The following is a 14,690-nucleotide window of genomic DNA, read 5'->3' on the forward strand; positions in this document are numbered from 1 at the left end:
TCTTTTACTTTGCTGTACTATTTGCGACATAGCTTATATTTGCAATCGCTTCTTGCCTTTCATTCCAAGTCATCGGTTGCAGTTCATTTGGTTTTTCGATCATATCAATTGCTCCATCTACTGGACAAACAATAGAACATAAATTACAACCGACACAATCTTCTTCGCGAACTTGGAGATAAGGCTTGCCATCCGTTCCAGTTAGCATTTCAATACATTGATGAGAGGTATCTTCACAGGCAATATGGCATTTATTACAATTGATACAAACATCATTATTAATGTGTGCGACAATTTGATAATTTAAATCTAAATCGCCCCAATCAGAATATTTAGGTACAGATTTACCAATAATTTCATTTACTGAAGCGATCCCTTTCCTATCTAAATAATGGTTTAGCCCATCAATCATATCTTCTACGATACGGAAGCCATGATGCATGGCCGCTGTACAAACTTGTACGCTTGTTGAGCCCATGAGCATAAACTCGACAGCATCTTGCCAATTAGATATACCACCAATTCCTGAGATCGGCACATCAATTCGACTATTTCGTGCACATTCTCCAACCATATTTAGAGCAATTGGTTTTACTGCAGGTCCGCAATAGCCTCCGTGGGCGCCCTTCCCTCCAACATGCGGAATGGTATTCCACGTTTCAATATCTACACCTGCTAAACTATTAATCGTGTTAATCATACTAATTGCATCTGCTCCACCATTGACCGCCGCTTCAGCTGTTGCGGTTATATCAGTGATATTTGGTGTAAGTTTCACAATTACCGGTGTCTTCGCTACTTCTTTTACCCAATACGTTTGTTGCTCAACAAGTGCCGGTACTTGACCTGATGCTGCTCCCATTCCTCTTTCAGCCATCCCATGCGGACAACCAAAATTTAATTCAAGTCCATCTACACCTACTTCTTCAACCTTCTTAACAATTTCATGCCATTTTTCTTGTTTTGGTTCGACCATTAACGAGGCAATGATTGCATGATTAGGGTATTTCTTTTTCGTTTCATAGATTTCTTTCAGGTTTACTTCCAGCGGTCGGTCAGTAATTAACTCAATATTATTAAAACCTGCTACTTTTTGACCATTAAAACTCACTGCTGCAAAACGCGATGAAACATTTAATATCGGGTCACCTAATGTTTTCCATACTGCACCTCCCCACCCAGCTTCAAAGGCGCGTTGTACTTGATAACCTGAATTGGTCGGCGGAGCTGAAGCTAACCAAAATGGATTTGGGGATTTAATTCCAGCTATATTTGTACTTAAATCTGCCATTATTTCACCTCCAAAAGATTTACGCAGTTTCTATCGTTTCTTTTAATAGAGAACGGTGGATGCTTATAGCACTCGCTTTTCCTTGTTGTGCAGCAGAAACAACCATTGCTTCACCTTGTCCTTTACCAAATATACAATCTCCACAGGCAAATACTTTACTGTTAGAAGTTTGATAGCTTTCACTATCTATTGTCACAACACCACCATCATGACTAATATCAAACTGCTCAATTAAATCAATATAACGACTTTGCCCAATCGCTTTAATCACTGCATCTACTTCAATTGTAAATTCAGAATCATTTAAAGGTACAGGACGTCTCCTTCCATCTTCACCAGGTTCCGATAAAGTCATCTTGACACATTTAATCCCTGTAACCTTCCCTTCCTCATCTCCTAAAATTTCTACCGGTGCTGTTAACCAGCGAAATTCGACACCATCCTGCTTTGCAAATTCATATTCAAAATCATAAGCGGTCATCTCAGCCAGTGTTCTTCTATATAATATTTTGACATTATCCGCTCCTAATCTAACTGAACAAGTTGCAGCATCAATAGCTGTATTACCAGCGCCGATGACTGCTACCCTTTTTTTGTACAAGTTATCATGAATAGGGGCTATCTTTGTTTCTTTTACAAATTCAATTGCATCATGAACGCCATCTAAATCTTCACCAACAATTCCTAATGCTGGTACAGATGACATGCCGATGGCTAAAACAACCGCATCATTTTGTTCCAGAATTTCTTTGGCAGAGATATCTACCCCTACTCTCGTATTTGTAACAATTTCTACATTCAATTTTTTTACTTGTTCTACTTCCCAAAAAGATATCTTCTGCGGTAATCTAAATGAGACGATTCCGTAAGTATTCAAACCTCCCGCTTCACTTTCAGCTTCGTAAATCGTCACTTTATAACCCATTCTTGCTAATTCTCTAGCGGCTGATAAACCGGCAGGGCCGCTTCCTATGATTGCTACTTTCTTTCCATTTGGCTTTCCAGCATGGAACAGTGTAGCTTCATTATTAATTGCCCAGTCCGTTGCATATCGTTGTAAATTCCCAATTAAAATAGGTTTAGTAGAATGATTGAGCACACATGCGCCTTCACAAAGTTCTTCTGTCGGACAAACCCGTGCACAACTAGCTCCTACAGGATTAGCAGACATAATTGTTTTTGCTGATCCAAATAAATTATCTGTGGCAATTTTTTTAATAAAACTAGGGATATCAATTCCCGTTGGACACGCTTGAATACAAGGAGCATCATAACAATACAAACATCGATTGGCTTCATCCAGTGCATCATGCTTAGAAAAAGGTGGTTCTACTTCTTCAAAGTTCCGCTTTAATGCTGCTAATGTTTCTTTTCGGTCGCTTTTCACTATAGAGTAACCTCCTTACAAGATAACATCTTTGAATGTTAGTTTTTCTAACATAAATTATACTGAATTGTTAGAATCTTATAATCATTTTACTGTGTTCTAATTGATTAATCATTATACAATTCGTAAAATAGTTTGCCAGGCTTGCTTGTCAAAATGTAAAAAGCAACGTTTTGTAAGCGCTTCACATAATACTAGTTCCAAATAGTTTTTTCTTTATCACTTTTATATGTTATTTATCCTTACATACCCTGTAAATATGAGCGTTTTATTACATTCGAAAGTGGTAAGCGGATGTGATTTATTATGTCTCACAAATAATAATAGACTTGATGCTTGTATTCTGATCTTTTATAGAGATAGAATGGAATGATAAAAGGTAAATTTCTATAGGCAGAAATGATTAGGGGGAGCCTTTGCAGAATTCTGGAGGTGCGCGGGCAACTTTGCAATTCACTTTAAACTAAAAAGGGAACCACCCCCTTAGTACCCTTTCTTACCAGACTTTTTCAATCTTTTTTTGTTTCAGTGATCGTTTTAATACGTTCTTGCTCTTCTCTCTTATCTAAGTATTCGAAAAATCCAAGTCGGTTTCCCCAAGGGTCTGTGAAAGTTCCCCATTTCACTGGTACTTCAGGTCTTGTATGTATTTCAAACCAATTAATCTTTAAATCTTCTATCAGTCTGTCTCTTTCAGCCTCAATGTTAGTAACTCCTAAACGTAAAGGTCCGTTGCCCTCAGAAAGAGTTCCTTCTGCCACCTGCAACCAACATCCCGGAATAAGTTCCCACTCAGCAAACCCCTCATGCGGAGTAAAATCAGCCTGCTTATTAAGCAGTGCCTCATACCACTTTTGCCCTTCTTCAATATTGGCCACTCTAACCTGAGTAGTCATTTCAAAAATCATTTCTATCCCTCCTATATTTATATTTTCAAATATAATCATACGTTAATTTGTCTTATACTTTCCTTTACATTTCACTGATGTATGTCCACAATAAGAACGATTTTACCGAATCGTTTTCAACGTTTAGTTTAGTAAACTTTTCAATTTCATCTAAGAGCTTTAATAAGCTCTCATTGTTCTTCTTTTGCTTTAAAAAGATTGTCAATCCATACGAAAACAGCGTAAATGTAAAAAGACCCGAACAATTGATCGGGCCTTTTGTTGAAGATTATTGCATTACCTTACAAATATCATTTGTGAAAGCAACTGGGTCTTCCACAGATAAGCCTTCAATAAGTAATGCTTGGTTATAGAGTAAATTTGTATATAAAGCTAATTTTTCATCATCAGTATTATTAAATGCAGCTTGGATACTATTGAAAACAGAATGGTGGATATTCAGTTCTAATACTTTATCAGCTTTAACATTTTGATTGTCTGGCATCATACTTAATACTTTTTCCATTTCTATGGTTACTTCACCATCAGCTGATAAACAAACCGGATGAGACTTTAGTCGTTTGGATGCTCGGACCTCTTTTACTTTGCCAGTAAGTATTTCAGACATTTTCGTAAAGATTTCTTTATTTTCTTTTACTTCATCTTCATTGTCTTCATTTTTGTCTGCTGCATCAATCCCTAAATCTCCGCTAGAAACTGACTTAAACTCTTTTTCTTCATAGTTAACAAGCATTTTTATCGCAAATTCATCAATATCCTCGGTAAAGTAAAGAATTTCATATCCTTTATCGGCCACGATTTCTGTTTGTGGTAACTTGTCAATCCGATCAATTGAATCACCTGTAGCATAATAAATATATTTTTGCTCTTCAGGCATTCTGCTTATATATTCATCTAATGTTACTAGTTTTTTCTCTTTTGACGAATAGAACAATAGTAAATCTTTTAATAAATCCTTATGCGTACCAAACTCATTATACACACCAAACTTGATTTGGCGACCGAATGATTCATAGAACTTCTCATATTGTTCACGTTCATTTTTCAATAAAGTTTTTAACTCGCTTTTAATTTTCTTATTGATATTTTTGGCAATGAGTTTTAATTGGCGGTCATGTTGAAGAATTTCTCTTGAAATATTTAAGGATAAATCTTCAGAATCAACCATCCCTTTAACAAAGCTGAAGTGATCCGGTAATAAGTCTGGGCATTTCTCCATAATTAACACGCCATTTGAGTATAGTTCTAACCCTTTTTGATATTCTTGAGAGTAATAATCAAATGGACGATTTTCTGGGATAAAAAGAATGGCATTATAACGAATAGAACCATCGACACTAACATGCACATGCTTTAACGGCTGATCAAACCCATACCGTTTCTCTTGATAGAAGTTTTGATAATCTTCATCCGTTAACTCATTTTTATTCTTACGCCAAATTGGAACCATGCTATTAATGATTTGCTCTTCAATTACTTCTTCAAATTCTTTGTCATTATCCTCTTTCGGTTTACTCGTTGTCACATCCATTTTGATTGGATAACGAATGAAATCAGAGTATTTTTTAATAATTGATTTTAATTGATATTCATCAAGAAAATCATCAAAGTTCTCTTCTTCTTCGTTTTCTTTTAATTTAAGTGTGATGGTTGTACCTACTTGATCTTTCGTTGCTTCCACAATCGTATATCCATCGGCTCCTTGAGATTCCCAAAGATAAGCTTGATCACTATGCAACGCTTTTGTCAACACTTTTACTTCATCCGCTACCATAAAAGCTGCATAAAATCCGACACCGAACTGCCCGATAATATCATGGCCGTCTTTTGCTTCATTTTCTGATTTGAAAGCAAGGGATCCACTTTTAGCAATGACACCTAGATTATTTTCTAATTCTTCTTTTGTCATGCCGATACCAGTATCAATAATAGTTAATGTGCGCGCTTCCTTGTTAGGAACCACCTTTATGTAATAATCATCTTGTTCAAAAACAAGTTGGTCATCCGTTAACGCCTTATAATAGATTTTATCAATTGCATCACTCGCATTAGAAATTAATTCACGTAAAAACACTTCTTTTTGTGAATAAATAGAATGTACCATCATATCAAGCAATCGTTTCGATTCAGCTTGGAATTGCATTTTTTCTGCCATCTCCGCAGTCTCTCCTTTTCGTGAAATTTTCAAAGAATAAATTAGCACTCTACCTTATAGAGTGCTAATACTATTTTAATATCCTCTTTTTTCCCAGTCAATAGTTAATATTTATAAAGAACGCACCATTCCGCCATCTATTAAAATTGAAGAACCGGTTACGTAAGTATTAATATCTGAGCATAAGAAAGTGACAAATTGAGCAAATTCTTCAGGCTTGCCATAACGACCTAATGGGATTGATTGTGCTGATGCTTTTTGCACTTCTTCTTTCGTAATCCCTTTTTTATCGGCAGTTAATTGATCAAGATAGTCAATACGATCTGTTGCTATTCTACCTGGTGCAACCGTGTTGATTAAGATTTGATGTGGCGCTAATTCATCAGCAAGGGTTTTAGTCAAACCGACAATTCCTAAGCGAAATGTATTAGACAATAATAAACCTGGGATTGGTTGTTTAATAGATGTGGAAGCAATATTGATGATTTTTCCACCATGTTTCTTCATTTCAGGCAATACACTTCGGATCGTTCGTACATAGCTAAGTAAATTTAACTCGAACGAACGATACCAGTCATCATCCGTTAAATCCTCAAACCCACCACCAGGGGGTCCTCCAGCATTATTGATAAGGATATCAATTGTTCCATATGTAGCAGTTGTCTTTTGAATAAGTTTTTCAATATCATCCTGCTTTGTAATATCACACACTTGGTAATCCACATCCTCAACACCACTTGCTTTTAACTCTTGTTGCACGACTTGTAGTTTACTTTCATCTCTACTCGAGATCATTACTTTGGCGCCTTCCTTAGCTAATTCAAGAGCAATCGCCTTTCCTAAACCTTGACTAGAAGCTAATACTAAAGCTACTTTCCCTTTTATTTTTAAATCCATCGACTACTCCTCCTATTTCTTTCTATAAAATATATCAAACCGCTCCCATAAGTCTTCTAGTTTCTCTAATCTTTCTTCTACAACTTCAGTCCGCTCTTTCCCTAAATAAACAATTAAAGCATTAATTAAGCTAAGTGGGGCGGTAAAGGAGTCGATAAACGTCGGAAGCTTGCTAGAAGCAGTTAATACAACGTCTGCATATGGCACTAAAGGTGATGTTAGATGATCAGTAATAGCAATAACCTTTGCTCCATTTTCTTTTGCATATTGCACTTGTTCAATTGTATTCATTGAATAACGAGCAAAGCTGATACCAATAACTACATCATGCTTATCCAGCTTAAATAACTGTTCCGATACAGTGTCAGCAGCACCGATTAATTCACTATGGCCAAGGATAATATTTAAATAATATTGCAGAAACACACCTAATGACCGAGCACTGCGATTGGCACTTATGTATATTCTTCTTCCCGCTAATATATATTGTGCTGCTTGCATAAATTGTTTTTCATCTAACTTTTCCATAGTCAATTGAATGTTAGCTATATCATCTTGGAACAGCGACACTACCCCTTCTCTTTCATGCTCATAAACATCTGATGACATTTTCAATCTCTCTGTTGTAGTAAGTTGCTTTTGGATAGAGCTTTGCATATGCTGTTGTAACTCAGAGTAGCCAGTAAAACCAAGAAAAACAGCAAATCTAACAACCGTTGCTTCACTTACTTTCGTTGACTTGGCCAGTTTGGCAACAGTTAAAAAAGGGATTTCATTTTTATGATCAAGCATATATGTAGCAATTTTCTTTTGAGATTTACTCATTACCGGGAATTGATCTGCGATTAACTTTTCGATAGTCTCCATTTTATCAGTCATACCTTTTCTTCAAAATTAACAGATTTCTTTCTATACTTTTTATTATACGTGAAAAGCGTAAGAATTGATAATTTATATAACGAATGATGAATTATTTATTTCATTTTAATTAAAAATGAAATTTACACTTCACAAATAATGAATTTCAGCGTATGATGTTCTATATATTTCTTATACGAATAAACATGAAATATATATTTCATTATAGAGGTGAAAAATACAGTGAAAACCAGTTCATTAGATGATGTACACGAACAATTAAAAGCAAAAACGAGTAAATCATATCAATACTCTTTAGAAGCCCAAAGCTATATGCCAGGCGGTGTAACAGCAAATATTAAGTACTTTGACCCTTACCCGATTGTTATGCAAAGAGGTAGTGGCGCTTATTTATTCGATATTGATGGCAATGAATACATCGATTACTTATTATCTTATGGCTCTTTAATGCTCGGTCACGGTCACCCTAAAGTGCAAAAAGCATTAGCTGACCAAATGCAGGTGAATGGTACACATTTATTCGGGACACCTCATCAACTTGAACTCGAAATGGCAAAAAAATTACAAGCCCTTTATCCTTCAATGGAGAAACTAAGATATACAAACTCTGGTACTGAAGCAACCTTATTATCTATAAGACTAGCCTATGCTTACACTGGTAAATATAAAATTGCCAAGTTTGAAGGCCATTACCACGGTGGATATGATCAAATGCTGATTAGTGTCAATCCGAAAGTAGATCAAGCAGGTCCAGATTCAAAACCAAATGCATTAATTGAATCTAAAGGTGTGGATCCGTATCACCAAACTCATACGATTGTTTTACCTTTTAATAATTTGGAAGCAACAGCTGAAATTTTGACAAAGCATAAAGATGAGATAGCAGCAGTGATTTTAGAACCTGCTCAAAGTGGCTTTATCCCTGCTACACAAGAATTTATGACTGGATTAAGAAAAATTACGGAAGACTTAAATATTGTTTTAATTTTTGATGAAGTAAAAACCGGCTTTAGATTGGGGCTTGGTGGTGCCCAATCCGTTTATCATATTTCACCTGATTTAACGACATTAGGTAAAGTAGTTGGAGGAGGTTTCCCAGTTGGTATGGTTGGAGGCAAAGCAGAGATCATGATGACTTGTGCCCCTTCGACATTCTCGGATGTTTTTGACCATAGTACAGGTAAGAACTCCAGTGCCAAAGATGTCCTATTCCATAGCGGGACATATAATGGTCACCCTTCTATCCTTGCAGCAGGTATAGCAACTATTGACGTATTGCAAAATGAAATCTCTGAAGTGATGGCTAGAACGCATCGTTTAAAACAAGAACTTACAAGTCTTTTTGAAAGAAAAGGACTAACGATGCAAACCATTGGACTTGGCTCCATTTTTAACATCGTATTTACTGATAAAGAAGTATGGAATTATCGCGACTTACAACAGGCGAATTTTGTCTTACGAAAAAGATTAGACCTATTATTATTAATTAATGGTTTATATACAAAACCAATGAATCGTTTCAGCCTATCTACCGCACATACTGATTTAGAAATTAATCGAACACTGGAGATTTTCGAAAAAGCTTTACAAGATTTATAATTATTTGTATCTAGTGAAAAAGCACAAATAAAACCCTTAAAATACAGGTTTTGTTTGTGCTTTTTATGATGCATCTATTTTTCGCTCACTACCGCTGATAGGTGCTTATCAATGATTGTTTTTATTTCTCCCTTTTATCTCGTTGCTAGTTAAAAACTGAAACACTGTTTATAAGACCATTTTCCTTTTTACTAGATTTCTATATTAGGTTCATACGATAAGGTAACTATTGATTGTATAATATGTAAAAATATGTGATAATGTAATTAGTTATGATATTTTGAATTCGAGGTAATGACAAATGCAGGTAACTTTTATAGATATAGAAAGTCAGATAAAAGATACAAGAGAAATGCTTTTAATTATCGGGGATATTTTTGGATTATCAGACCCTTTCACTATTCAAATAAGCGAGGAACTCGACCACTTAATTAATCTGGTACAAAAAGAAAAATACACAGTTAATAAATAAGGAAAAGCCTAGTTTCTTATTTAAAGAAATTAGGCTTTTGTCATTATGAAACAACTTTATTTCCTGGTGTCGGCGATGTTGGAAAGGGTGGTAGAAATTGCGATAATAAATATTGATAAATCGTTTGTTCAACTGATTTTCCTAGTTTACTTAATCCTTGATTCCCAAATAACACATTAAATTCGATAATAAAGTACTTTCCTTCGCTTACCATAACATCAAACCCGGCATGATTAATACCTAATTGACCGGCGACATCTAAAACAAGGTCGATCGCTTCTTGTGGAATAAAGTCGGCACATAGTTCTCCACCTTGGGCAATATTATGAAGAAACTCTCCTTCTAGTCCCACTCTCCAGTAAGCGCCCAATACTTCATCTCCAACCACACATATACGTAAATCTTTGCCATCATTCGGTAAATATTCTTGGATATATAAAGCGTCAACTTTCTCGCAATACGTTAGAAAGTCTTCTTTGGATTGGATGAGAAAAACCCCTTTTCCCATAGAGTTTCGTGATTCTTTTGCTACAAAAGGAAAGGGAAAAGTATCTAAAACATACTCTATATTGCTCCTTGTATTAGCAAGGATTTCAGTATAGGGAACATGATCAGGACTCACCGCCCAAAGCGCTCTTGTCATTTCAATTTTACTAAAACCTAACTGCATTGTTTCTATACTAGGAAAGATCTTTTTCTTTAATCCGTACACAAGCGACGGTACTTGCCACGTTTCAGGAAATAATACGATATCAGCTTGTTTAATTGCATCTATTTCTTTAAACATATGTTCTGGCTTTATATAGTGCACATTAGGCATGCCAATCGTGCGAAATGCATTAAAAGAAACAATTTTCATTGATTCATTCACCTTCATTATTCAATTATGTTTTTGCATTGCAGATGTTAAAAAATGTATTTAAAAGAATATAAAACTATTAATATCATAGCATTTTTATAACAAAATACAATCAATTTTTTTTCGGAAAATACTCCCATTGCTTCGCGATTCTACTTTAGCAGTCGGTTTGGAATATTTCCCCCCGAAGCCGGGATTACGAATTCCAAATACTTTCGATAGGGGAGCGTCACCAACTTCTCCAACAAGATTGACATTTACACCTTTTCACGTAAAAGCTTCATCATCCTTTCAACATAAAAAAACACCCCGACCGTAGACTTTTTGGTCTAACTTTCGGGGTGCAAATCGGTCTTTTTCAGTTAAAGTTCTTCATTTTCTTCGCCTTTTTGTTTAGTCTTCATTTTAAAATAAGCATCAAATACTTCATCAGCAATATGAAGGTTAATCTTGGATTTATCTGAAGACAACCATGGAATAACAACTGAAATTGCAATTTCAGGGTTATCATACGGTGCGTACCCGACAAAGGTTAAATTCCAAGTATCTGGATTCGATTGCACCTTAAGTGGGCCCCCGTAGTAAGCTTGAGCTGTTCCTGTTTTCCCCGCAATCTTATACTTTTTATTTGTAATCCCACTATTTGCTGTTCCTTGCGGATGGTTGACTACTTGGATAAATCCATCTTGTACATGTTCAATCCACGCATCCTTCATCGTAATTTTATTTAATACATTCGGCTCGATTGACTTATAAACCGCTCCAAGTTGATTATTCTCAAGATTCGGTTCGCGAATTTCCTTCACAATCTGTGGTTGCATACGATAACCACCGTTCGCAATCGTTGATACATATTGAGCGAGTTGTAGTGGACTATACGTATCGAATTGGCCAATAGCAAAGTCTAGCGTATTCCCTCCATTAGGGGGAATTGGTGCTTGTCCCGTTACTTCACCTGGTAAGTCGATACCCGTTTTTACTCCCAGTCCGAACTGGTGAAAATTATATCGTAACTTTCTAATACCTTCATCTTTATCAATACGAAGTTTACCTTTGGGAATGTATTCTTGTTGTCCACCCATTCTCATTGCAATTAAAAACATATAAACATTGGACGATTTCCTAAGGGCCGTTAAGTCATTAATGGCACCAAATCCTGCTGTATTCCAAGATCGTTTAGGCTGTGTTCCGTCAAAATACAATGGTCTATCCACTAAAACACTCCAAGGTGAGATCACCCCTTCTTGATATCCCGCCAATACTGTTGCACCTTTAACAGTGGAACCCATCGAATATTGACTTGTCATATTACCTAAGGCGTAATCCATGACCTCAGTTTCACCTGTTTTTTCATCTTTGACAAACTGTTTACCCGCCATTGCGAGAACCTCACCTGTTTGTGGGTTCATCGCTGAAACAAAGCCACGATCTAAGAAGTAATTTCCACCTCTTAGACTGCGAATATGCTTTTCAATGATTTTTTCTACTTCTTGTTGGAATTCGATGTCAGTTGTTAAAACAAGATCTTTTCCTGCTTGTCCTTCTCTTACAACATCTTGCTTTGTTACTTCACCCGTTTTATCTGTATAATTTTTCATGATTTTCTTTTGCCCTTGTAAGACAGACTCGTATTGCAATTCTAAATAACTTTTGCCAACACGGTCATTGCGACTATATCCTTTAGATTGATAATATTCGAGCATTTCACTAGGTAAGCCCTCTTTTGAACTTGAAACATTTCCAAGCACAGAACTTAATGTCACTTCGCCATCTTCGTCCTTCAAGGCATTATAACGTTCCCAGTCTACTGTTGTATCAATGCCAGGTAATAAATGAAGATTCTCACTAACAAGGGCAAATTCATCTTCATTGACATTTTTGTTCTTAATAAAATGAGGTGTCAACATTCGACTACTTGCCATTTCTCGAAAGATTGCTAAAACTTCTAGTTCATCCTTCTTAAAAGCATTCAATTCTTCTTCTGTTATTCGTTCCCTCGTTCGTTTATATATTTCTTCATCTACTTCTTTCGATGACAAATCACTTGCCTGCAATTCATCTTTTTCTTTGTCTGATACTTTTTCTGCTGCTTCATTTGGATACTTTATGATCCAAAAGTCTTGTTTATCTCTTTCAGTAATTGCCTTCAAGTCTTCTTCCGAGTCTTTTTTAATCATTTTGGCTAATAGCTCTGATGTCTGAATCATTTCTTCTTGTGTAGTAGATTGCGAGCGTGTATAACTTATTGCTAATTGAGGTTTATTCCCTACAACCAGTCTACCTTTACTATCATAAATCTGCCCCCTAGGTGCTGTGCTTGTAACTGGCACCTCCACTTCCCGTTCAATCTCTTTTTTATAATTCTCCCCGTAAACAATTTGAACAATACCTAAGCGGAAGATTAGAATCGAAAAGAGTATAAATACTGCAAAAAACATTACATTAATCCGAAAAACCATTTTTTTATTTCGTTTCTGTCTTTTTTGCTCTCCCGCCATCATCAACACAACCAATCATCAAAGTATGAATCTTCTTAATTATTACTATATGTAACTACAATATTTCGAAAATATGTAAACTATTAAAATTAGATTAATAATATAAACTATCTTACAACAAATATCCATTTTTTACAATTGGTATGAAGAGGTATTTGATAAAAATGATCAATTTTACACTACCAGTAACATTTTCTATAAAGACGATAGATAATGAACAAATCAGGTATCCACTTACCTTTCTTTTAAGTGATTATTCTTCTTCTTTTTTAGCGGCTAAACAAAAAATCGATTGTTAAGTTAACCAACCGATTTTTCCATTTCACTCTTTTGTAGTTTTTGACGATAAACTGCTGGCTCATATAACATAAATACACCAATTAACCCAATAATCGCAAAGCTTAAAGGAATATACAGTCCATATTGATAAGCAGTTGCTAAGTCAGACAGAGCAAAATAGTCCAATACTTTTCCAAAAAGTGCTGGCAGCAACACTGCGCTAAGAAAGCCACCCGTATTGGCAAAACCAGAAATAAGCCCCACTTCTTTTATATGAAAGGACTGCCTAACGACTGTAAAAGTTAGCGTACTGGCACCATTTGCATAACCAATTAACACGAATAAAAGGATGAATAATAAATACGGTGGCTCCCCGCCCATCCATACTAAGGTAATCCAAGCAGAAACCGACAGCAGATGCACAAAGACATAAGGTAATTTGACTTTGTCAAAAAAAGTAGATAGATAGCTCGTTAATGGAGCTCCTATAATGGCACCAAATAATCCGTACATTATTACTTCACTTGCATTAGATCTTGATAAGCCGTAAACCTCCATACCATAAGGAACAGCCCAAGAGCCAATAAAGCCGATATACGTGCCTACTACACCAAAATGACAAAGGAATGTCGCCCAAGCTTGACGATTGACAAGTAATCTTCTTATGATGACTAGTAACGGTTCATTTGTTTCTTTTTGGTTTTTTTCATCTGCCATATAAAATTTCTTCCTGGGATATTTTATTAAAACAATATAAAGTCCCATACCAAGGATGAATATTAAGATGCCAACAATTAAAAATGGCATTCGCCACCCTAGTAAAGCAATGGTCGAACTAAAAGGGACGGTTGCTAATAAGAAACCTAAACTACCTGTCATTCCGGCAAATCCTACAAGCATTGAAAATTCTTGCTGCTTGAACCAAATGCTTAGCACAAGAACTAAATTGACCCATATAGTAGCATCGCCAATTCCACATAATAATCTAGCAAAGATTAACATATAACTATTATCTACCAAACTATATAGAATGGTACCAAGTCCGTTAAGCAGCGTTCCAACGACAAGAAATACATTTGGACCAAATCGATCAGAAAATAATCCGATGGGAATTTGCAATCCAGCATAAGCAAAAAATTGAATACTCGTTATCAAGCCAATCGTTGCAGCCGTTAAATGAAATTCTTCCATTAATTGATCTGTTATTAAACCAGGTGCCGTTCTTTGACTTACCATAAATAAATAGGCTAAAAGTAAAACACCAAATACAACCCATCTGTACTTACTTTGTTGTTTATTCATAATTAAACGCCTTCCTTAATTTAACATTCGTCTTTCATTATACGCTTATTGACATTATATATATATAGGAAGTTTTTCTATCTATGAGGGTGGAGTCATCTTTCTATAGACGAGATGAGTAGTTGGGGAAGAGCGAACTTTTTTGTGAAAGAAAATCTGCCATA

At 35.7% G+C, this 14,690-nt stretch carries 12 protein-coding genes; 3 read left to right on the forward strand and 9 right to left on the reverse strand.

Annotated features, from left to right (window positions below):
* Positions 1 to 4: 4 nt before the first annotated feature.
* The 6 genes from preA to MHH73_RS12620 form a co-directional block, all read right to left on the reverse strand.
* Positions 5 to 1,291, reverse strand: a complete 1,287-nt coding sequence (gene preA / locus MHH73_RS12595) for an NAD-dependent dihydropyrimidine dehydrogenase subunit PreA (RefSeq protein WP_191814404.1) — start codon at positions 1,289 to 1,291, stop codon at positions 5 to 7.
* Positions 1,292 to 1,310: 19 nt separating this feature from the next.
* Complete coding sequence (locus tag MHH73_RS12600; RefSeq protein ID WP_191814406.1) at positions 1,311 to 2,678, reverse strand: NAD(P)-dependent oxidoreductase; 1,368 nt, start codon at positions 2,676 to 2,678, stop codon at positions 1,311 to 1,313.
* A gap of 509 nt (positions 2,679 to 3,187) precedes the next feature.
* Positions 3,188 to 3,586, reverse strand: coding sequence for a VOC family protein (locus MHH73_RS12605; protein ID WP_191814408.1), 399 nt, complete (start codon positions 3,584 to 3,586; stop codon positions 3,188 to 3,190).
* A gap of 268 nt (positions 3,587 to 3,854) precedes the next feature.
* A complete protein-coding gene (gene htpG / locus MHH73_RS12610; protein ID WP_191814410.1) occupies positions 3,855 to 5,741 on the reverse strand; it encodes a molecular chaperone HtpG in 1,887 nt (628 codons plus the stop codon).
* Between the two features lie 111 nt (positions 5,742 to 5,852).
* Positions 5,853 to 6,638, reverse strand: coding sequence for an SDR family oxidoreductase (locus MHH73_RS12615; protein ID WP_191814412.1), 786 nt, complete (start codon positions 6,636 to 6,638; stop codon positions 5,853 to 5,855).
* A 12-nt stretch (positions 6,639 to 6,650) separates the two neighbouring features.
* Positions 6,651 to 7,517 (reverse strand): MurR/RpiR family transcriptional regulator, encoded by an 867-nt coding sequence (locus tag MHH73_RS12620; protein WP_225230613.1) that lies wholly within the window; start codon positions 7,515 to 7,517, stop codon positions 6,651 to 6,653.
* A gap of 222 nt (positions 7,518 to 7,739) precedes the next feature.
* On the opposite strand from MHH73_RS12620, the gene MHH73_RS12625 reads away from it, so the two are divergent.
* Together MHH73_RS12625 and MHH73_RS12630 are read left to right on the forward strand one after the other, a co-directional pair.
* A complete protein-coding gene (locus MHH73_RS12625) occupies positions 7,740 to 9,116 on the forward strand; it encodes an aspartate aminotransferase family protein (RefSeq protein WP_318245480.1) in 1,377 nt (458 codons plus the stop codon).
* 301 nt (positions 9,117 to 9,417) lie between these two features.
* Positions 9,418 to 9,588, forward strand: a complete 171-nt coding sequence (locus MHH73_RS12630; protein WP_191814414.1) for an aspartyl-phosphate phosphatase Spo0E family protein — start codon at positions 9,418 to 9,420, stop codon at positions 9,586 to 9,588.
* Between the two features lie 43 nt (positions 9,589 to 9,631).
* Here the strand turns inward: MHH73_RS12630 and MHH73_RS12635 are convergent, their stop codons facing one another.
* Both MHH73_RS12635 and MHH73_RS12640 read right to left on the reverse strand, forming a co-directional pair.
* The gene (locus tag MHH73_RS12635) at positions 9,632 to 10,447 is read right to left on the reverse strand and encodes a hypothetical protein (protein ID WP_191814416.1); all 816 of its coding nucleotides are present in this window, start codon (positions 10,445 to 10,447) and stop codon (positions 9,632 to 9,634) included.
* Between the two features lie 362 nt (positions 10,448 to 10,809).
* Positions 10,810 to 12,945 carry a peptidoglycan D,D-transpeptidase FtsI family protein gene (locus tag MHH73_RS12640; protein ID WP_191814418.1) on the reverse strand — a complete coding sequence of 712 codons (2,136 nt, stop codon included), beginning with the start codon at positions 12,943 to 12,945 and terminating at the stop codon, positions 10,810 to 10,812.
* A gap of 164 nt (positions 12,946 to 13,109) precedes the next feature.
* Here MHH73_RS12640 and MHH73_RS12645 point away from each other — a divergent pair, with 164 nt between their 5' ends.
* Positions 13,110 to 13,244 carry a hypothetical protein gene (locus tag MHH73_RS12645; RefSeq protein WP_341067199.1) on the forward strand — a complete coding sequence of 45 codons (135 nt, stop codon included), beginning with the start codon at positions 13,110 to 13,112 and terminating at the stop codon, positions 13,242 to 13,244.
* A 1-nt stretch (position 13,245) separates the two neighbouring features.
* Here MHH73_RS12645 and MHH73_RS12650 read toward each other — a convergent pair whose 3' ends face one another.
* Positions 13,246 to 14,526: an MFS transporter gene (locus MHH73_RS12650; RefSeq protein ID WP_191814420.1), complete on the reverse strand. Its 1,281-nt coding sequence runs from the start codon at positions 14,524 to 14,526 to the stop codon at positions 13,246 to 13,248.
* Between the last annotated feature and the right edge of the window lie 164 nt (positions 14,527 to 14,690).

It is taken from the genome of Cytobacillus sp. FSL K6-0265 (assembly GCF_038003465.1).
Classification (GTDB): Bacteria; Bacillota; Bacilli; order Bacillales; family Cytobacillaceae; genus Cytobacillus; species Cytobacillus stercorigallinarum.

What these genes read in the sequence shown, in the direction of transcription:
- preA (WP_191814404.1), bottom strand. Translation starts at nt 1,291, where the DNA reads ATGGCAGATTTAAGTACAAATATAGCTGGAATTAAATCCCCAAATCCA.
- MHH73_RS12605 (WP_191814408.1), bottom strand. Translation starts at nt 3,586, where the DNA reads ATGATTTTTGAAATGACTACTCAGGTTAGAGTGGCCAATATTGAAGAA.
- htpG (WP_191814410.1), bottom strand. Translation starts at nt 5,741, where the DNA reads ATGGCAGAAAAAATGCAATTCCAAGCTGAATCGAAACGATTGCTTGAT.
- MHH73_RS12615 (WP_191814412.1), bottom strand. Translation starts at nt 6,638, where the DNA reads ATGGATTTAAAAATAAAAGGGAAAGTAGCTTTAGTATTAGCTTCTAGT.
- MHH73_RS12620 (WP_225230613.1), bottom strand. Translation starts at nt 7,517, where the DNA reads ATGACTGATAAAATGGAGACTATCGAAAAGTTAATCGCAGATCAATTC.
- MHH73_RS12630 (WP_191814414.1), top strand. Translation starts at nt 9,418, where the DNA reads ATGCAGGTAACTTTTATAGATATAGAAAGTCAGATAAAAGATACAAGA.
- MHH73_RS12635 (WP_191814416.1), bottom strand. Translation starts at nt 10,447, where the DNA reads ATGAAAATTGTTTCTTTTAATGCATTTCGCACGATTGGCATGCCTAAT.
- MHH73_RS12640 (WP_191814418.1), bottom strand. Translation starts at nt 12,945, where the DNA reads ATGGCGGGAGAGCAAAAAAGACAGAAACGAAATAAAAAAATGGTTTTT.
- MHH73_RS12645 (WP_341067199.1), top strand. Translation starts at nt 13,110, where the DNA reads ATGATCAATTTTACACTACCAGTAACATTTTCTATAAAGACGATAGAT.
- MHH73_RS12650 (WP_191814420.1), bottom strand. Translation starts at nt 14,526, where the DNA reads ATGAATAAACAACAAAGTAAGTACAGATGGGTTGTATTTGGTGTTTTA.